The organism is Micromonospora sp. MH99, from assembly GCF_021442385.1.
Lineage (GTDB): Bacteria > Actinomycetota > Actinomycetes > Mycobacteriales > Micromonosporaceae > Micromonospora.
Window position 1 is genome coordinate 1 of sequence record NZ_MUZA01000053.1, and the last position, 19,260, is coordinate 19,260.

Annotated in this window: 16 protein-coding genes; 15 read left to right on the forward strand and 1 reads right to left on the reverse strand. The window is 71.9% G+C overall.

Annotated features, from left to right (window positions below; genetic code table 11):
- Window positions 1-80 precede the first annotated feature (80 nt).
- The 6 genes from B0E54_RS23525 (at window position 81) to mltG (ending at window position 6,127) form a co-directional block, all read left to right on the forward strand.
- The gene (locus B0E54_RS23525; protein WP_234588149.1) at window positions 81-773 is read left to right on the forward strand and encodes a hypothetical protein; all 693 of its coding nucleotides are present in this window, start codon (window positions 81-83) and stop codon (window positions 771-773) included.
- 148 nt (window positions 774-921) lie between these two features.
- A complete protein-coding gene (locus B0E54_RS23530; RefSeq protein WP_234588104.1) occupies window positions 922-1,386 on the forward strand; it encodes a DUF948 domain-containing protein in 465 nt (154 codons plus the stop codon).
- A gap of 29 nt (window positions 1,387-1,415) precedes the next feature.
- Complete coding sequence (locus tag B0E54_RS23535) at window positions 1,416-1,721, forward strand: hypothetical protein (RefSeq protein WP_234588105.1); 306 nt, start codon at window positions 1,416-1,418, stop codon at window positions 1,719-1,721.
- Window positions 1,718-4,396, forward strand: coding sequence for an alanine--tRNA ligase (gene alaS, locus B0E54_RS23540; protein WP_234588106.1), 2,679 nt, complete (start codon window positions 1,718-1,720; stop codon window positions 4,394-4,396). Before B0E54_RS23535 ends, alaS begins: the two co-directional genes overlap by 4 nt.
- Before the next feature lie 73 nt (window positions 4,397-4,469).
- A complete protein-coding gene (gene ruvX / locus B0E54_RS23545; protein ID WP_234588107.1) occupies window positions 4,470-4,928 on the forward strand; it encodes a Holliday junction resolvase RuvX in 459 nt (152 codons plus the stop codon).
- On the forward strand, window positions 4,928-6,127 hold the full coding sequence (gene mltG, locus B0E54_RS23550) for an endolytic transglycosylase MltG (RefSeq protein WP_234588108.1): 1,200 nt from the start codon (window positions 4,928-4,930) through the stop codon (window positions 6,125-6,127). Before ruvX ends, mltG begins: the two co-directional genes overlap by 1 nt.
- Before the next feature lie 89 nt (window positions 6,128-6,216).
- Here the strand turns inward: mltG and B0E54_RS23555 are convergent, their stop codons facing one another.
- Window positions 6,217-6,708: a peptidoglycan-binding protein gene (locus B0E54_RS23555; RefSeq protein WP_234588109.1), complete on the reverse strand. Its 492-nt coding sequence runs from the start codon at window positions 6,706-6,708 to the stop codon at window positions 6,217-6,219.
- 153 nt (window positions 6,709-6,861) lie between these two features.
- Here B0E54_RS23555 and B0E54_RS23560 point away from each other — a divergent pair, with 153 nt between their 5' ends.
- The 9 genes from B0E54_RS23560 (at window position 6,862) to B0E54_RS23600 (ending at window position 19,068) form a co-directional block, all read left to right on the forward strand.
- Window positions 6,862-7,710 (forward strand): shikimate dehydrogenase, encoded by an 849-nt coding sequence (locus B0E54_RS23560; protein WP_234588110.1) that lies wholly within the window; start codon window positions 6,862-6,864, stop codon window positions 7,708-7,710.
- Window positions 7,711-7,808: 98 nt separating this feature from the next.
- The gene (locus B0E54_RS23565; RefSeq protein ID WP_234588112.1) at window positions 7,809-9,515 is read left to right on the forward strand and encodes a glycosyl hydrolase; all 1,707 of its coding nucleotides are present in this window, start codon (window positions 7,809-7,811) and stop codon (window positions 9,513-9,515) included.
- Between the two features lie 194 nt (window positions 9,516-9,709).
- Window positions 9,710-11,677 carry a hypothetical protein gene (locus tag B0E54_RS23570; RefSeq protein ID WP_374109309.1) on the forward strand — a complete coding sequence of 656 codons (1,968 nt, stop codon included), beginning with the start codon at window positions 9,710-9,712 and terminating at the stop codon, window positions 11,675-11,677.
- 95 nt (window positions 11,678-11,772) lie between these two features.
- A complete protein-coding gene (locus B0E54_RS23575; protein WP_234588114.1) occupies window positions 11,773-12,324 on the forward strand; it encodes a DapH/DapD/GlmU-related protein in 552 nt (183 codons plus the stop codon).
- Complete coding sequence (locus B0E54_RS23580) at window positions 12,317-13,915, forward strand: lipopolysaccharide biosynthesis protein (RefSeq protein ID WP_234588115.1); 1,599 nt, start codon at window positions 12,317-12,319, stop codon at window positions 13,913-13,915. The genes B0E54_RS23575 and B0E54_RS23580 overlap by 8 nt, the downstream gene beginning before the upstream one ends.
- 69 nt (window positions 13,916-13,984) lie before the next feature.
- Window positions 13,985-15,277, forward strand: a complete 1,293-nt coding sequence (locus tag B0E54_RS23585) for an O-antigen ligase (protein ID WP_234588150.1) — start codon at window positions 13,985-13,987, stop codon at window positions 15,275-15,277.
- Window positions 15,274-16,923 (forward strand): lipopolysaccharide biosynthesis protein, encoded by a 1,650-nt coding sequence (locus B0E54_RS23590; protein WP_234588116.1) that lies wholly within the window; start codon window positions 15,274-15,276, stop codon window positions 16,921-16,923. The genes B0E54_RS23585 and B0E54_RS23590 overlap by 4 nt, the downstream gene beginning before the upstream one ends.
- Window positions 16,907-17,809 (forward strand): sulfotransferase domain-containing protein, encoded by a 903-nt coding sequence (locus B0E54_RS23595; RefSeq protein ID WP_234588151.1) that lies wholly within the window; start codon window positions 16,907-16,909, stop codon window positions 17,807-17,809. The genes B0E54_RS23590 and B0E54_RS23595 overlap by 17 nt, the downstream gene beginning before the upstream one ends.
- Window positions 17,806-19,068: a hypothetical protein gene (locus B0E54_RS23600; RefSeq protein ID WP_234588117.1), complete on the forward strand. Its 1,263-nt coding sequence runs from the start codon at window positions 17,806-17,808 to the stop codon at window positions 19,066-19,068. The genes B0E54_RS23595 and B0E54_RS23600 overlap by 4 nt, the downstream gene beginning before the upstream one ends.
- The last annotated feature ends 192 nt before the right edge of the window (window positions 19,069-19,260 follow it).

Below are 19,260 nucleotides of genomic sequence, written 5' to 3' on the forward strand. Positions count from 1 at the left end.
AGCCCGCCGGTGTGGCCCGCGCCGCCGTCGTGGTGCCCGCCGCGACGGCGCCGGTCGCCGAACCGACCGACGGGCCCGCGCTGCGCGCGGCCGGTCAGGACGCCTCCGACGACGACGCCCCGGGTGCCCGTTCCGAGGTACGCCGGCAGTCACGCGAACGACGCCGGCTGCGAGTGGCCGTCCTGGCGCTGGTCAGCGTCGTGCTGCTCGGCGCGGTACCGCTCTTCTTCGGTGTCCGGACGCTGAGCCGGGACCCGGTCTTCGACAACCTGGACCAGCTCGGCGTGCCCGCGTGGGCCGCGACGAAGACTGTCGACGACGTCAGCGGCAGCCGCTGGTGTCTGCTCGACTGCCGGCTGCGCGAGCGCACCGTCACCTCGCAGAAGTCGCCGGAGGAGACGGCGAAGGTCTACGAGGCCGCGCTGCGCGAGGACGGCTGGCAGCCGTGGAAGGTCAGCCGCTGCCCGGAGCAGGAGACGAAGGGCAGCTACACGTGCTGGCGTCAGGACGAGTTGACCCTCGACCTGTGGGTACGGGCGCCGGCCTGCGTACCGCCACCGGTCGACGGGGAGCCGGCGATCGTGCCGTCCCCGGAGCCGTCGGCCGCTGCGGGAGACTGCGCCGGCTCGTTGGTGTCGGTGAAGGTGCGCAACGCGATCGACGACGAGCGGACCAGGCCGCAGCCCAGCACCGATCCGTCACTGACCGGAGAGGATCCGTTCCCGACGGTCAGCGGGGATCCGCTGAGCGACGTGACACCCTCACCGTCCTGAGCCGCGCTCCATCACGGACGGTAGGGTCTGGGGCTGGCGGGCCCGCCCGTGCCCGGCGACCGGTGACGGCTCGGTGGGTCCGGTGGGCACCAGGTTGTGCGTTCCGGGGACGTCGGGTCCGGCGGAAATCTGCTTGAGGAGGAGACGCGTGGGCGACTTTGGAGAGGTCGCGGCGCTGATCGCGGCGTGCGCGTTCGCGGTGCTGGTGCTCATCCTGACGCTGCCGATCCTGCGGCTGCGGCACACGGTGGACGCCACCACGCGAATGATCAACGACCTCAACGATCGGACGGCGCCGCTGCTCGGCGACGTGAACACCACGGTGAAGAACGTCAACGTCGCCCTGGAGCAGGTGCAGACGTCGCTCGACGGCGTGAACCTGCAGCTGGCGAAGGTCGACACGATGACCAGCCACGCCCAGAACGTCACCGCCAACGTCGCGAACCTGGCCACCGTGGTCTCCGCCGCGGCCGCGAATCCGCTGGTCAAGGTGGCCGCGTTCGGCTACGGCGTGCGCAAGGCGGCCGCCGGCCGCCGGCACGCCGAGACCGAGCGTGAGGTGCGCGACACCATCAAGCAGCAGCGGCGGGCCGCCCGGCGCGGCAACCGCTGACCGGCCGGGCCAGCAGGAGGTAGCAAGACATGAGGCGGTTGTTCTGGCTCGGCATCGGCGTGGCCGTCGGCGTGATCGTGGTCCGCAAGGCGACCCGGACCGCGCAGGCGTACACCCCGGCCGGCATCGCCAGCACGTTGTCGGAATCCGCTGGCGGCCTGATGGAATCGCTGCGTAGCTTCGTGGAGGACGTCCGGGTCGGGATGGCCGAGCGCGAGCAGGAGATCCACCAGGCGTTCGCCCAGGGCGAGGCGTTCGACGACCAGTTCGCCGAGCTGCGGGAGTCCCCGCGGATCGGCGATCGAGACATTTTTCCGGAGGAACACCAGCGATGAAGACGGCGGAGATCAAGCGGCGGTACCTCGCGCACTTCGAGGCGAACGGCCATGCCGTGGTGCCGTCCGCTCCGCTGCCCGCCATCAGCGACCCGAACCTGCTGTTCGTCAACGCGGGCATGGTGCAGTTCGTGCCCTACTTCCTGGGCCAGCAGACCCCGCCGTACCGGCGGGCGGTGAGCGTGCAGAAGTGCATCCGTACCCCGGACATCGACGAGGTCGGCAAGACCAGCCGGCACGGCACGTTCTTCCAGATGAACGGCAACTTCTCCTTCGGTGACTACTTCAAGGCCGGCGCGATCCCGCTGGCGTGGGAGCTGTCCACGAAGCCGATCGCCGAGGGTGGTTACGGGCTGGATCCGGAGCGGATCTGGCCGACGATCTACCTCGACGACGACGAGGCGTACGAGATCTGGCGCTCGGTGGGTGTGCCGCCCGAGCGGATCGTCCGCCGGGGCAAGGCGGACAACTTCTGGTCGATGGGCATTCCCGGGCCGTGCGGTCCGTCGTCGGAGCTGTTCTACGACCGGGGGCCGGAGTACGGCCGTGAGGGCGGCCCGGCGGTCGACGAGGACCGGTACATGGAGTACTGGAACCTCGTGTTCATGCAGTTCGAGCGCGGTCCGGGCACCACCAAGGAGGACTACCCGATCCTGGGTGACCTGCCGGCGCAGAACATCGACACCGGCATGGGCCTGGAGCGGATGGCGTCGATCCTGCAGGGCGTCGACAACCTCTACGAGATCGACGAGGTCCGGCCGATCCTCGCCCGTGCGGCCGAGCTGACCGGCAAGCGCTACGGCGCGCACTCCGGGCACGTGGCCAGCGAGTCGCACCCGGACGACGTCCGGCTGCGCGTGGTCGCCGACCACGTACGGACCGCGCTGATGCTGATCGGCGACGGCGTGACCCCGAGCAACGAGGGCCGCGGCTACGTGCTGCGCCGGATCATGCGCCGGGCGATCCGGTCGATCCGACTGCTCGGCTGGCAGGACCGGGCGCTGCCCGAGCTGCTGCCGGTCGCGCGGGACTGCATGGCGCCGTCGTACCCGGAGCTGGCGACCGACTTCGACCGGATCGCGCAGTACGCGTACGCCGAGGAGGAGGCCTTCCTGTCGACGCTGCGTGCCGGGACGACGATCCTGGACACGGCGATCGCCGAGACCCGCACGGCGGGCGGCACGGCGCTGTCCGGCGCGAAGGCGTTCCAGCTGCACGACACGTACGGCTTCCCGATCGACCTGACCCTGGAGATCGCGGCCGAGCAGGGCCTCAGTGTCGACGACGAGGGCTTCCGGCGGCTGATGGCCGACCAGCGGACCCGGGCGAAGGCGGACGCGCAGGCCCGCAAGACGGGGCACACCGACGTGTCGGCGTACCGGTCGGTGCTCGACGCCGGTGGCCCGGTGACGTTCACCGGCTACAGCGAGGTGGCCCGCGAGTCGCGGGTGCGGGCGCTGCTGGGCGCCGACGGTCCGCGCCAGGCGGCGACCGAGGGTGAGACCGTCGAGTTGGTGCTGGACACGACCCCGTTCTACGCCGAGGGCGGCGGCCAGCAGCCCGACCACGGCATCATCACCGTCGGCGACGGTCAGGTCGAGGTGCTCGACGTGCAGCAGCCGGTGCCCGGCCTGATCGTGCACCGGGCCCGGGTCATCCGGGGTGAGGTGCACCCGGGCGACACCGGCTATGCCGAGATCGACACCACCCGTCGGCGGGCGATCTCCCGGTCGCACACGGCCACCCACCTCGTGCACCAGACCATGCGCAACTTCCTCGGCGAGTCGGCCACCCAGGCGGGTTCGCTGAACGCGCCGGGTCGGCTGCGGTTCGACTTCAACACCCCGACGGGTGTGTCGCCGACAGTTCTGCGGGACGTGGAGCAGCAGGTCAACGAGGTGCTCCTGGCCGACCTGGAGGTGCACGCCTTCATCACCTCGCTGGACGAGGCGCGGCGGATCGGCGCGATGGCGCTGTTCGGCGAGAAGTACGGCGAGGAGGTGCGGGTCGTCGAGGTCGGCGACTACGCCCGCGAGCTGTGCGGCGGCACGCACGTGGCCCGCTCGGCCCAGCTCGGCCTCGTGAAGATCCTCTCCGAGTCGTCGATCGGTTCCGGTGTCCGCCGGGTCGAGGCGCTGGTCGGCATGGACGCCTTCGGGTTCCTGGCCAGGGAGCACCTGCTGGTCTCCCGGTTGGCGGAGCTGTACCGGGTGCCGAACGACCAGGTCGCGGACCGGGTGGAGCAGACGGTCACCCAGTTGCGGGATGCGGAGAAGGAGCTGGAGAAGCTGCGCGCCCAGCTGGTGCTGGGCGGGGCGGGGGCGCTCGCCGCGCAGGCCAAGGATGTGCGCGGGGTGGCGTACGTGGGCACCGAGGCGCCGGAGGGCGCGGCCGGTAACGACGTACGGACCCTGGCGCAGGAGATTCGCGGCAAGATCGATCCGGCGCGGCCGGCGGTGGTCGCGGTGGCGGCCCGCGCGAACGGCAAGGCGTCGCTGGTGGTGGCGGTCAACGCGGCCGCCCGCAGTCGGGGCCTGGCCGCCTCGGACCTGGTGAAGGCGGCGTTCTCCGGGCGCGGCGGGGGCAGCCCCGACCTGGCCCAGGGTGGCGGCCTGCCGGCGGCCGAGGCGCCGAACCTGCTGCTCACCGTCGAGAAGGCGATCACCGAGGCGTGATGGACGGCCATCGTCGACCAGGGCGGACCGATCGGTCCGCCCTGGTTCGTCAACAGGCGAGGGGTGACCGTCGGTGAGCGGCTTCACACGGGGCGTTCGCATCGGCGTGGACGTCGGTCAGGTGCGGGTCGGGGTGTCCCGCTCGGATCCGGACGGGGTGCTGGCGACGCCGCTGGTCACTCTCGCCCGCGATCTCACCGCCGCTCCGGACGCGGTGCCGAGCGACATTGCCCAGCTCGCGGCGCTGGTGGCCGAACATGAAGCGGTAGGGGTCGTCGTCGGCCTTCCGGTCAATCTGGCCGGCAGACACGGTCCCGCGGCGGTCGGAGTGAAGGCGTACGCTGACCGACTGGTCGATGTGATAGCGCCCGTACCGGTAACGCTTACCGACGAGAGGATGTCGACCGTGGTCGCTTCTCGTAGGCTTGCCGAGCGTGGCGTCCGAGGTAAACGTCAACGTGCGGTTGTCGACCAGGCGGCCGCGGTGGAGATCCTGCAGAGCTGGCTGGACGCGCAGCGGAGGCGGACGTAATGATCGACGATCTGGATCTTGGGTTTGACGAGCCGGAGCGGGGTGAGAAGGGCCGGCATCGGCGCGGCTTCGTCCGTAAACGCAACGGCGGCTCCAGCTCCGGGGGGCGCGGCAAGACATTCCTCGCGCTGCTGATGGCCCTGCTCCTGTTGGGCGGCATCGGTGGCGGCGCGTTCTACGGGTTCGACCGGATCCAGAACTACTTCGTCACACCCGACTACGACGGCGCCGGGTCCGGCGAGATCACCGTCGAGATCAAGAACGGCGCGCTGATCGCCGACATGGCCGACGCCCTGGTGGCCGCCGACGTGGTGAAGAGCCAGAAGGCGTTCATCGAGGCCGCCGAGGCCAACTCGCGCAGCAAGAACATCCAGCCGGGCACGTACAAGCTGCGCAAGCAGATGAGCGCCGCGAGCGCCGTGACGGCGATGCTCGACCTGAAGAACAAGATCGTCAACGGGCTGACCATCCCCGAGGGTCGGACCAGCATGAACATCTACAAGCTGCTCTCCGACAAGACCGAGATCCCGGTCAAGGAGTTCCAGGCCGCCGCCAAGGACCCGGAGGCGCTCGGCGTCCCGGACTGGTGGTTCAAGCGCGACGACGGCAAGAAGGTCGTCAAGTCCGTCGAGGGCTTCCTCTACCCGGACACGTACGAGATCCCGCCGAAGGCCACCGCCGAGAGCATCCTCAAGCTGATGGTGGACAACTTCCTCTCGGTGACCGGCGAGATGAAGTTCGCCGACCAGGTGCAGAAGGATCGCAAGGTCAGCCCGTACGAGGCGCTGATCGTGGCGTCACTGGCGCAGGCCGAGGCCGGTAACAAGGACGACCTCGGCAAGGTCGCCCGGGTGGCCTACAACCGGGCGTACGGCGAGTTCCCGTGCAACTGCCTGGAGATGGACGTCACGGTCAACTACTACCTGGAGTCGATCGGCAAGCCGACGAAGTCGTCCAAGCAGATGACGGCGTCCGAGTTGGACGACCCGAAGAACCCGTACAACCGCAAGCTGCGCGGCATGATCCCCACCCCGATCAACAACCCGGGCAAGCAGGCCTTGGAAGGGGCGATGGACACGCCTGTAGGCAAGTGGCTGTACTTCGTGGCGATCGACAAGCAGGGCCACTCCGCCTTCGCCGAGACGTATCCCGAGCACCAGCGCAACGAGGCCAAGGCCCGCGAGGCCGGCATCATCTGACGATTTCCCGACCACGAAAAGGCTCCCTTCCCGATGCCGGGAAAGGGAGCCTTTTCGTCGGCCCGGAAACACCATTTACGGTGCCGTTGTCAGTGGCTGGTGCCGGTCCACGAACCGGTGCGCGGGTTCAGGAACGTCCACACCCCGTTGCTGTTCTGCTTGCGCAGCGCGAACGTGCGGTTGTAGCCGTAGTAGAAGTACCCGGTCTGGGTGCTGGTGTCGTAGCCGGTGTTGCGGTTGACCGCGCCGTACGCCTTGCCCCAGGTCTGCGGGCCGACCGACCCGTCGACGCCGATGTTCATCACGTCCTGCCAGGTCCTGGTCTTGGCGGCGGTGTTGGAGCCGTACTCGCCGTCGATGAAGCTGGTGCCGACGGTGCCGCTGAGGTCGTCGGCCCAGATGATGGCCTGCCAGAGCCGCACGATGTTGCCGGCGCGCACGCACGAGCTGGACGCGCACAGCTCGTGATTGTCCGACCAGCTGCCGGCCGCGCTGTCCGCACGCGCGGGTGCGGCGGCCAGCAACGACATGCTGAAGGCCGCGGCAATCGCGATGAGGACGCGCAGAATCCGTTTGTTCATTGTTCCCCCCTGTTTCCGATCGATCGTCTGCGCCGAATGCTTTCACCGACGTCGATGGAACGTCAAGCGAACATCGTGGGCGCGGTCGGCGGCGGGTGGTGCGGTGATCGGTGCGGTGGGTAGGGTCGAGGCGACGTGTACGGGGGGCGGGACATGACGCGGACCGTGGTGGCCCGTCGGGCGGCGGTGCTCGGCAAGCCCATCGCGCACTCCCTCTCGCCGGTGATCCACACCGCCGGCTACGCCGCCGCCGGGTTGACCGGGTGGTCGTACACCCGCATCGAGTGCGCGGCCGCGGAGCTGCCGGCCCTGGTCGCCGACCTGGGCCCGGAATGGGCAGGGTTGTCGGTGACCATGCCGGGCAAGGAGGCGGCGCTCGCCGTGGCCGACGCCGCGTCGCCGGTCGCCGTCGCGGTCGGCGCCGCCAACACGTTGGTACGCCGTCCGGACGGCTCCTGGTACGCGGACAACACCGACGTCGGCGGCATGGTCGAGGTGCTCACCGAGGCCGGGGTGCTGCCCGGCGCGGCCCTGACCGTCCTCGGCGCGGGGGGTACGGCCCGCGCCGCGCTGGCCGCCGCCGCGCGACTGGCGTGCTCGTCGGTGACGGTGGTGGCCCGCCGGCCCGAGGCGGTCGACGAGCTGCGCCCGGTGGCCGACGCCCTCGACGTGACGCTGACGGCTGGCGCCTGGGCCGACGCGCCCCGACACCTGGCCGTCGCCGACGTGGTCGTCTCCACGGTGCCCAAGGGTGTCGCCGACCCGCTCGCGGACGTGGTGACGTGGCGGCCGGGTGCGGTGTGTTTCGACGCGCTGTACGACCCGTGGCCGACACCGCTGGCCGCGTCGGCCCGTGCGGCGGGGCTGCGTGTGGTGTCCGGACTGGACCTGCTGCTGGCGCAGGCGGTCGGCCAGTTCGAGCAGTTCACCGGCGTTGCCGCGCCGGTCGGGGCGATGCGGGAGGCGCTGGTGGCGGCCCGCCGGAGCGCCTTTCTTAGCTGACGGTTAAGACGCGCTTACGGGAAACTGTCCTGCCCACGACATGCCCTGGTCGTCGATACGCTGCTCTCGGTTATCGCAGCAGACACAGGGAGTTCTCCTTGACCAGGCATGGACTGCACCGCATCACCCGGCTCCGCAACGGCCCCCGGCGCAAGGCGATCGCCGTCGGCGTGGTCGGCGGTGCGGTGGTGGCCGGCATCGTGGCGACAATGATGCCGCTGCTGGCCAGCGACGACCTGTCGATCCGCGCGGTGGCGGACACCACCGCGACGATGGTGTCGCAGGACGGCGACAACGCCACCAAGGGAACCCTCGCGACGTGTCCGGCGCGCTGCGACGGCAACCCGCGCGGCGGCCGGGAGGCGGTCGTCGAGTTCGCGGTGACCACTCTCCCCGCCGCCGCCGTCAACGTCCGGGCGACGCTGCGCATGCACGCCTGGCAGCAGTTCGCCGCCACGGTGACCGCGCACGCCTCATCGGTGAGCGCCCGCGAGGCGCGACCGGTCCCGGTGCAGGTGGGGACCGCGTTGGACACCGTGACCGGTGTGGCCAAGGGCGTCAACGAGTGGGACGTCTCCAAGCTGGTCACCGGAAACGGCACCTGGACGGTGTCGCTCGCCCAGACCGGCCTGGAGACCCGCGTCTACTGGGCGTCGGTCGAGAACCGCAACCCGGATCTGCGCCCCAGCCTGGTGATCAGCTACGACCTCGGCAGCGGACCCACCTCGGCGCCGACCACCAAGCCGGCGCCGCCGCCCTCGCCGACCGTCGCGCCGACCACCGCCGCGCCCCGGCCCACGCCGACTGTCGCGCCGACCCGTACGCCGACCCCGACGCAGAGCCCCACCCTCCCGTCCGGCAAGTGCGGCCAGGTGTCCGACACGCTCGTGCCCTCCTGCGGCGCCTGGTGGGGGATGTACTCACCCGCCAACGCGGGCAGCGGCTGGGACCACGGCAAGGCGATCACCGACGTCGAGGCGCAGGTCGGGCGCAAGTTCGACATCGTGCACCGCTACCACGACTTCTCCAACGCCGGCAGCAACGGCGCCTTCCCCGACGCGTACGAGGCCCAGCAGATGCGCGAGGGCCGGCTGATGTTCTTCGCATGGGAGTCCCGCGACTTCTCCGCCGGCACCACGCTGAAGTGGTCCGACATCTACGGTGGCCGGCAGGACGCCACGATCGACGCGGTCGCCGGTCGCATCCGCGACGCCAAGGTGCCGGTGTTCATGGGCTTCGACCACGAGCCGGAGGACGAGCCGGGCAAGGGCAGCGACGCCGACTTCGTCCGGGCCTGGAAGTACGTGTACGAGCGGTTCGCCAAGGCCGGCGCGGACAACGCCGTCTGGGTCTGGACGATGATGGGCTGGTCCGGGCACTACTCCCGGTACGCCGGCCTCTACCCCGGTGACCGGTACGTCGACTGGGTGGCCTACGACCCGTACAACTTCCACGTCTGCAACGGCAGCACCGTGTGGAAGAGCCCGAGCACCACTGTGGACGGCTTCTACCGCTGGCTCGACGAGAACGGCATCGGGGCCGGCAAGCCGCGGATGCTCGCCGAGTTCGGCACGAACTTCGACGCCAAGGACCCGGGTGCCAAGCAGCGCTGGTTCCAGGAGTTCCCGGCGGCCCTGAAGGCGCACCCGAAGATCAAGGCCGCCATCTACTTCAACTCGCCGGGCATGACCACCCGCACGGCGACCTGTGACATGACGATGAACCACGACGCCTCCGCGGTGGCCGGCTTCACCCAGGCCGGCAAGGACGCGTACCTTCGGCAGCCCACCGGAGGCAGCCGCTGACGAGATGACGACACCGTGACGACACGCGCCGTTCATCGAGGGGCAGCCATCTGATCCTCCGGCGTTCTGTCGGCTAGCAGATTCATGCACCGCCCAATCGGCGGATGCGCCTACCAGGCTGGGCGAGGCACGCTACCTCGGGTTCTCATCCATCTTGGAGGCGCAGCGTGCCCAAACTCTCGCACTCGTGGCGTTTGTCAGTACGACGTCGTACTCGGGCGGGGGTGGTCGCTCTGGCGGTCGTCGCCGCGGTGCTCAGCGTGCCCTCGGTGTCCTCGGCGGCAGTGGTACCGGTGCCCGAAACCGCAACCCTGGTGTCCGCGAATCCCAGCGACTCGACCCCGCACGCCCGTGACGGCGAGACCCGCGCCTTCGCGCAGGTCGGCAACACGGTCTTCGTCGGCGGCAGCTTCACGCAGCTCCGACAGACCGCCAGCTCCGCGTGGGTCACGCAGCGCTACCTCTTCGCGTACGACCGCACCAGCGGCACCATGTCCACGACCTTCCTGCCGGTGCTCGACGGCGCGGTCAACACGTTGGTCGCCGGCCCCGGCGGCACGTTGATCGTCGGCGGCGCTTTCAAGACCGTCAACGGCGTCTCCCGCAAGAACCTGGTCGCGCTGAACCCCGCGACCGGCGCGATCGTCGACAGCTGGGTCGGGCGCTCCGACGGCGGCGCCGTCCGGGACCTGGTCCTGTCGGGCAACTGGCTCTACGTGGCCGGCGCGTTCAACTGGCTCAACGGCACCGCGCACGCCGGCCTCGCCCGGCTCAACGCGACGACCGGCGCGATCGACCCGACGTTCGCCGTCGACGCCACCGTCGGACGCAACGGCACCTCGTCGTACGTGTGGACGATCGACGTCACGCCGGACGGCCACACCCTGGTGCTGGGCGGCAACTTCACGCTCGTCAACGACCTGCCGCGCAACCAGATCGCGCTTGTCGACCTCACCAGCACGCCGGCGGTGCTGGACTGGAGCACCGAGAAGTACGTGTCGCCGTGCGCGTCCCCGGCCACGTTCGTGCACTACGTGCAGGACGTGAAGTTCGGTGAGGACGGCAGTTGGTTCGTGGTCGGCTCCAACGGCGGCGGTGGGTGGCCGACCGCCTACTGCGACGCCCTGGCCCGTTTCGAGACCCCCGCCCGGGGCAGCGGCCAGCTCGCCACCTGGCTCGACTTCACCGGCAACGACACCATCACCTCGGTCGAGGTGGCCGACAACGTCATCTACCTCGGCGGTCACTTTCGGTGGCTGAACAACCCGAACGCCAGCGACACCGCAGGCAACGGCGCCATCGACCGGCTCGGCATCGGCGCGGTCACCCCGGCCACCGGCCTTCCGGTCAACTGGAACCCGCGCCGCAGCGGCAGCGCCTCGATGCCCGCCGGCACCACCGCCTGGGGCTCCGCCGTGCCGGTGCTCTGGCGCGGCTCGGACGGCCTCTACTTCGGGCACAACTCCGACGGGATGGGTGAGGAGTACCACGGGCGGCTCGGCATGTTCCCGCTCGCCGGCGGGCGTACGTTCACCGCGAAGAACCCGCCGTCGGCGACCACCGGCAACCTCTACCTGGGCACCGCACCGGGCGCCGTGACCAAGGTGCCGTTCGACGGCGCCGCGCTGGGCGCCTCGACCGCGGTCAGCCAGCCCGCCTACACCGCGGCCGGCGCGACCTGGCGGGTCGACGACCGGATCTACTGGGCGCACACCGTCGCGGGTACGCCCACCGGCAGCCGGATCGACATCTCGCTGTTCAACGGCGGCGCGATCGGGTCGCCGTGGGAGGCGTCCGGCTACAACGACTGGTTCAACCCGGCGCTGCTGACCGGGGCCTTCTATCTCGACGGCCGGCTCTACTACACCCGGACCGGCACCAACAACCTCTACTACCGCTACTTCGAGATCGACGGCAACTATCTGGGCGCCACCGAGTTCGCGCTGCCCACCACAGGTGTCACCTGGTCGAGTGTGCGCGGCATGGCCTGGGTCGGCGGTCGCATCGTCTACGGTGCCACCGACGGCACGTTGCGCAGCGTGCCGTTCGACCCGACGGCCGCGCCGACCGCCGTGGTCAACGGCGCCACGGCGACTGTTATCGCCACGGCGACGCCCGAGTTGTCCTGGTCTACCCCCTCGATGTTCTTCTCCGTGCAGTAAGGGTCAACCGTTGGTAACGGAACATCGGTAGATTGTTCGCGTTGGGTCGGCGGCGGGACCACCGCCGCCGACCCCACGATGTGGGGGAGGGGTCGTTGGTCGGCGCCGCTGGCATCCGCGCGAAACGCGCCGTGCACCTGGTCTTCGCGCTCAAACGCGCCTGGTACAGGCTGCGCTACCGACGCCTCACGCTCGGCCGGGACGTGGAGATCCGAGGTCGGATCCGGCTGCGCCGGGGCGTACGGGTCAGCATCGGCGACCGGAGCCGGCTCAACAAACTGGTCCGCTTCGCCGGCCCCGGCGAGGTGCGCATCGGCGCCGACTGCCTGCTCAACGCCACCTGGATCGGCACCTGGACGTCGGTGACGGTGGGAGACAGGTGCCTTCTGTCCGACTGCGAACTCCTCGACAACGACTTTCACAACCTGCCGCCCGGGCAGCGGCACGCCCCGCCCGGCCCGGCCACGCGGGCCCCGATCGTCCTCGAGGAGAACGTGTGGGTCGGCGCGCACGCCCTGGTCCTCAAGGGAGTCCGCGTCGGCCGGGACAGCGTCGTGGGCGCGGCGACGGTGGTACGCGCGGACGTGCCACCGGGCGTCGTCGTCGTCGGCAATCCTCAACAGACGGTGAAGAAGTTCCATGACTGACACGACACCCGCCCCCTGGCCGCCGGACGGCCCGTCCGCCGGCACCGCCCGCGCCGTCACGCTCACCGACCTGCTGCGGGTGCCGATGCACCGGCTGCGGCTGGTGGTAGCGGTAGCCCTGGTCGGCCTGTTCGCCGCCCTCGGCTACGTGCTGCTCGTCCCGGCGGCGGTGAGCGCGAACGCGGTGGTGGCGGTCCGCCCGGTGGTCACCGACGCCTTCACCCCCAGCGGCGCGGGCGCCGACCGCGCCGTCAACATGAACGTGGAGAGCGGCCTCGCCACCGGCACCCAGGTGGTCCAGCGTCTCGCCGACGCCACCGGTGGCGAGCCACGCGACATCCGCAACGCCCTCGAGGTCGAGGTGCCCACCGGCGGGCAGATCCTGCGCTTCACCTATCAGGCGTCCAACGCGCAGCGGGCGGTGCAGGGAGCCAACCTCGCCGCGCAGGCGTACCTCGACGTGCGGCGCACCATGTACGAGCAGCAGCGCGCCGAGATGCTGCGCTCCTACGACGCCAGCATCACCAAGGTCGCCGCCCAGCAGGCCGCCGTGCAGAAGCGGGTGAGCAGCGCCAAGGGCACCGCCGCCGGCGACGCCGCGCTTGCCGAACTGTCCGGAATCAACAACCAGCTCACCCAGCTCAACGCCGCCCGCACCGAGATCGCCGCGGTCGACGTCAACCCCGGCTGGATCACCCAGACCGCCGAGCGGGCACTGGCCACCTCCGCCGGGCACCGGCCGCTCTACCTGGTTGCCGGCCTGCTCGGCGGCGCGCTGATCGGTGTCGTGCTGGCGTACGTCTGGGAGTCGACCGACCGGCGGGTCCGCTCGGTCAGCGACGGCCGGGACGCCAGCGGCCTGCCGCTGCTCGGCACGGTGCGCCGGGCCGGTTTTCGGGGCAGCCCCCGGGCCGTCGACGCGGACATCCGCTACGTGGCGATGGCGGTGGCCGAGCGGGTGCGCCAACCGGCCCGGGTCGCGCTGGTCACCGCCCGGGAAGACGCCACGGCACTCACCGCCGGGCTGGCCGTGGCGCTGGCCGCGGACGGCCGGGAGGTCTTCGTGGCGGACGACAGCGGGCGCGTGGAGCGCCTGCGCGCCGTCGTCCTCGCCGACCGTGGGCGGCTGCCCATCGACCCGTCCCGGCCGTTGGTGCCCAAACCCCGACCGGCCGGCACTCCGAGCCCGGCCGGCGCCACCGCGGAGAGTCCGGCGCCTCGGCGGCCCTCCCCGCACCCGCCCGGCGCCCGCCCGTCCACTGACCCGGACTCCACGCTGACCCTGCCCCGGGTGGCGTCCGGCAACTCCGAGAACGGCCGGCCGGCGTCTGCGGACGAGGTGACCGTGGGGGTCGGCAGCGTCCGCTTCGGCACCTGGCGCCAGGGCGCGGACCACGGGCTGGTGCTGTTCAACGCCCCACCGGCGGAGTCCGACGAGCGTGGCGTGGCGGTGGCCCGCCAGGGCGGCGCCGTGGTGGTGGTCGAGCGGGACCGCACCCGCCAGAGTGATCTGCGGCGGCTCGTCGAGCGTCTGCGCGCCGCCGGGGTCACCCCGCTGGGCTTCGTGCTGACCCGCAACGGCCGGGCCTGATCCGTGTCGGTCACCCGCGCCCCGGCCACCGAGCCGCCACCCGGCGAGGCCGCCGCCCCCCTCGGGCCGGTGCCGCCCCCACCCCCCGCCCGGCTGCCGCTCTGGCCGCTGGCGCTGACGTTCGGGCTGGTGCCGCTCTGGTGGGCGCTCGGGGCCTTCTACCTGGGCTGGCCGCTGCTGGGCGCGCTGCTGCTCGCGTTGCTGCTCACCCGGGGCCGGGTGCCACTGCCGCCGGCCGCCGGCATCTGGCTGCTGTTCCTGGCCATCGTGGTCGTCAGCGCCACCCAACTGGCCTCGCCGGCCTCGCTGCTGACGTTCGCCCTGCGGTTGGCCTTCTACCTGACCGCGCTGGTGGTCGGGGTCTACGTCTACGCCGCCGCCCGGGAACGCGCCGACCTGGTGGCGGTGCTCACCCCGCTCTGCGCGTTCTGGTTCGCGCTGGTGGTGCTGGGCTGGCTCGGGGTGCTGGTGCCCCGACTGGGGATGACCACCCCGATGGAGGTGCTGCTGCCCGGCGGTGTGGCCCGTACCCCGTTCATCCGGGACATGGTGCACCTGAGGACCGCGGAGTACAGCGAGCGCTCGCTCAACCCGATCTACCGGCCGGCCGCGCCGTTCTCGTACACCAACAACTACGGCAGCGCGTACGCCATGACCCTGCCCTGCGTGGTGGCGTACACGATGCTGCGCCGCCGGGGGCTGCTGCGCTGGGTGCTGCTGGCGTCCCTGCCGCTGTCGCTGGCGCCGGCGTTCCTCACGCTGAACCGGGCGATGTTCCTCAGCCTGGGCGCCGGGCTCGCGGTGCTCGGGGTGCGGGCCAGCCTGCGCGGCAACGTCCGGGTCGCCGCGTCCATCGTCGGCGTGGTCGTGATCGGCGCGCTGGCCACCCTGTTCATCCCGATCACCGACCTGATCAGCCAGCGCGTCGACTCCAGTGACACCAACACCGACCGCTTGTCGCTCTACACCGAGGTGATCCGCCGCGTACAGGATTCGCCGTGGCTGGGCTACGGCGCTCCGGTGAACGTGGACACGGTCTCCGCGGCGGCGCCGATCGGCACCCAGGGGCAGCTGTGGATGGTGTTGTTCAGCCACGGCATACCGGCGCTGGTGTGTTTCCTGGGCTGGTTCGTCGCCGCCGCGGTGATCTGCGCGCGGGCGACCTCGGCGGCGGGGCAGTGGCTGGCGGTGGTGCCGGTGGTCTGCCTCGTGCAGGTCCCGTTCTACGGCATGGCCAACCAGAACCTGTCGGTCGCGTTCTTCGCTGTCGCCTTCGCCATGGCGCTCGCCGAACGGGAACGGCTGGCGAGCGGGCAGCGCCGACGCCTGCCGCGTCCGCCCGCTACGGCGGTGCCGGCATGACCGCCGCCACCCGACCGCCGGCCGGCGCCGGCCCCGACGGCCCGCACCGCTCGGGGGCGCTCGCCGAGGGCACTGTCGACATCGGCGCGGCGGAGACGCGCCGCAGCGCACGCAGCGGCGTGGCCGGGCTGCTCGGCGCCGCCACCAGCGGACTGTTCGGCTTCGTGCTGGCCGTGGTGATCACCCGGGGGTACGGGACGGCCGGCGCGGGCGCGTTCTTCGCCGCCATCGGCGTGGTCACCGTGGCCACCGCGGTCTGCACGCTGGGCGCGGAGACCGGTCTGATGTGGGCGCTGCCCCGACGACGTCTCGGTGTCGGGGGAGACGCGGCCCGGGTGCTTCCGGTGGCGCTGATCCCCCCGCTGCTGGCCGGGCTCGTGGTCGCCGGTGTCGGAGCGCTGAGCGCCGACGCGCTCGCCCCCCGACTCCTGCGGGGCTCGGGCGACGGCGGCCACGCGTTGCTGACGCTCACCTTCGCCGCCGTGCCGGTGGTGGTGGCGATGACGCTGCTGCTGGCCGCGCTGCGCTGCGTACGACCCATCCGCGCGTACGTCGGCGTGCAGTTCCTCCTGCTGCCGGTGGCCCGCCCGGCGCTGGTCGGCGCGGCCGCGCTGGCCGGCGGCGGCCTGCTCGCCGGGATGACGGGCTGGCTGGTCCCGGCGGCGCTGGCGCTGCTGGCCTGTCTCACCCTGGTGGCCGGTCCGCTCGGCCTGGGCCGGGGCGCGGCGCTGCGACCGGGCCGGGCCGACTGGTCGACGTTCTGGCGGTTCGCGCTGCCCCGGGCCGCCTCGGCGGCCATCGACGCGGGCAGCATGTGGGTGGGGGTGCTGCTGACGTCGGTGCTGGCCGGGCCGGCCGACGCGGGCGTGTTCGGCGCGGTCGGCCGGTACGTGCTGGCCGGCCAGCTCGCCATGCAGGGGTTGCGGGTGGCCGTGTCACCGCAGTTGTCCCGGCTGCTGGGCCGCGGTGAGCGGGCCGCCGCCGCGGCGGTGCACCGGCAGTTGACCACCTGGGGGCTGGTGCTGTCCTGGCCGGTGTACCTGCTGCTCGCGGTGTTCGCGCTCGCGTTCCTGCAACTGTTCGGCCCGGAGTTCACCGCGGGCGTGCCGGCGATGACTGTGCTCGCGCTGGCGATGCTGGTGAACACCGGCGTGGGCAACGTGCAGAGCCTGCTCCTGATGGGCGGGCGCAGTGGGCTGCACCTGGTGTCCACCCTGGCCGGGCTCACCGTGACCGTCTCGCTCGGGCTGTGGTTGATCCCCGGTCACGGCGCGACGGGCGCGGCGCTCGCCTGGGCCGCCGGCATCGCCACCGAGAACCTCACGGCCGCCGCGTTCGCCCGTGCGGTGGTCGCCGAGCCGCTTGTCGACGCCGCGACGCTGCGCGCGGCGGCGGCCACCCTCGGCGGCGTGGGCCTCGCGGCGGCCATCGGCGTGCTGGCCGGTGGGCGCGGCCTGCCGGGCCTGGCGGTGTCGCTGGGCGTGCTGCTGGCCGGTTGCGTCGGCTTGTTGACGTTGCCCCGGGTGCGCGCCGGCATCCGGGTGACCATGAGGCAGATCCGTGGATCCGACGACGCGGCCACGGCCGCCAGGTCGGCCCGGAATCGACGAGAGGCAGGTGAGGGCCATCGTGGCGTCCATCCGTGACCGGGTGAAGCAGTTGGTGCCGACCCAGGTGACCACCCGGGTGAAAGAGTCCCTGGTCGACTACGGGGTGCGCACCAGTGACCGGCGACCCCTGCCGGACTTCCTGATCATCGGCACCAAACGGGGCGGCACCACCTCCCTGTGGAACTACCTCATCCAGCACCCCCTGGTGCCGCGGCTCTTTCCGGCGTGGAACACCAAGTCGGCGCACTACTTCGAGGAGCACTGGGGTCGCGGCGAGGCGTGGTACCGCTCGCACTTCCCGACCGAGCGGCACCGCGAGGCCCTCGCGAAGCGACACGGCGGGCCGGTCCGGGTCGGCGAGGCCGCCCCGCTCTACATGTTCCACCCGCTCGCCGCGCAGCGGGTCGCCGCGCTGATGCCGACCGTGAAGCTGATCGTGCTGCTGCGCGACCCGGTCGAGCGGGCGTACTCGCACTGGAAGGAGCGCCGCACCCACGGCATCGAGCCGCTGGACTTCGCCGCCGCGTTGGCCGCCGAGCCGGAGCGCACGGCGGGGGAGCGGGAGCGGCTCATCGCCGAGCCGGAGGCGTTCAGCGAGGCGTACGACTGGTACACGTACCGGGCGCGGGGGCGTTACCTGGAGCACCTGGAGCCGTGGCTGGAGCGCTTCGGCTCCGAGCAGATCCTCTTTCTGCCCAGCGAGGACCTGTACCGCGACTCCCGCGCCACGTACCGGCGCACCCTCGACTTCCTCGGGCTGCCGCCGTACGACCTGCCGAACTTCAAGGTCTACAACGACCGGCGCTCCGCGCCGCTGGAGCCGGCGGTCCGCGCCGAGTTGACCGACTACTACCGCCCGTACAACGATGCGCTGCGCCAGCGGCTCGGGTTGGACCTCGACTGGGCGGACCGGGCGGCGTGAGCACCGGGGTCACCCCGGCCACCGATCCCCGGTCCCGGGTGGACGGGCTGGGCTGGGTGAGCCGCGCGGTGTTCCCGGACGACCGGGTCGGCCTGACGGTGGGTGGCGCGCTGCCGGCCGGGCATCGGGCGGTGGCCCGGTACGCGGTGGTGCCGTCGGTGGCCCGGGCCCGGTTCCTCGTGCCGCTGGGCGCACCCCGGGCGGGTGCGGCGTCGTTGCTGGCGTACAACGCGTTGCGGCCGCCGAAGGTGCGGGCGCTGCGGGCCGCGCTCGGTGGGCTGGCCCGGTTCGGCGGGGCGGGTCTGGCGCCGTTTCCGACGTTGACCGTGTCGGTGCCGGTGGGGGCGCCCGTGACCGAGCTGCTGCTCACCGAGCGGCTCGCCGCCGCGCTGGGCGGTACGCCGCTGCTGGCGGCGTGCGGTGTCCGTCCGCCGGACCCGAACGTCAAACCGACCCTGCAACTGTTCACCGTCGACGGTCGTCCGCGCGGCTACGCGAAGATCGGCTGGAACGACGCCACCCGGGCGCTGGTCACCGCCGAGGCCGGCGCGCTGCGGGCGTTGCGCGCGGTGAGCGGCGTCGTCGACCATCCGGCGCCGCCGGGGCTGCTCACCGAGACGGCGTGGGCCGGTCAGGCGGTCGCGGTGATCGAACCACTGCCACCGGATGTACGCGGCGTGCCGGCCGACGACCCGCCGCGGATCGCGGCGTTGCTCGCGGTCGCCCGCCGTGGGGCCCCGGCCGGGGCCCCACGACCGCTGGGCTCCTCGACGTTCCTGACCCGGTTGGCCGCCCAGGCCGAGCGGGCCGCCACGGCCGGGCCGGCCGGGGCGCGGGCGGTCGCCGCGGTAGCCGCGCTGGCCCGCCGGCACGGCGACACGGCTGTCGAGTTCGGCCACTGGCACGGCGACTGGGTGCCGTGGAACCTGGGCACGCACGACGGCCGCCTCGTCGCCTGGGACTGGGAGCACAGTGGCCCGGACGTGCCGGTCGGCTTCGACCTGGCGCACGACGCCTTCCAGCGGTCGCTGGTGCTGCGCGCCGAACCGGCCGCGGTGGCGGCCATGGCGGTGGACGGGCAGCTGGGTCGGCACGGTGCGCGGCTCGGCCTGGGCCCGGCACAGTGCCGGCTGGTGGCCGACGCGTACCTGCTGGAGATGTGGCTGCGCACGTGGCGGCTGGCCGACGCCGGCGCCGGGTGGAACGGCGCGCTGCATCCCGCACTGTTGGACGTCATCGAGAAACGACATAGCGACTGAACTGGAGAAAGCGCGACGCCGGGTGCGCGTCGTAGAGTGACGACAAAATGGCAGGTCGTGACGACGATCGATGGGCTGCGAGGCCGACAGTGGGCCTGACCATGCCGAGTGGAGATCGTCGCCGCGCCCGGTCGCAGTATTCAGCGACCGGGAAACCTGTGATCTGCTTCTGCCTGGCGTGAATCGGAATTC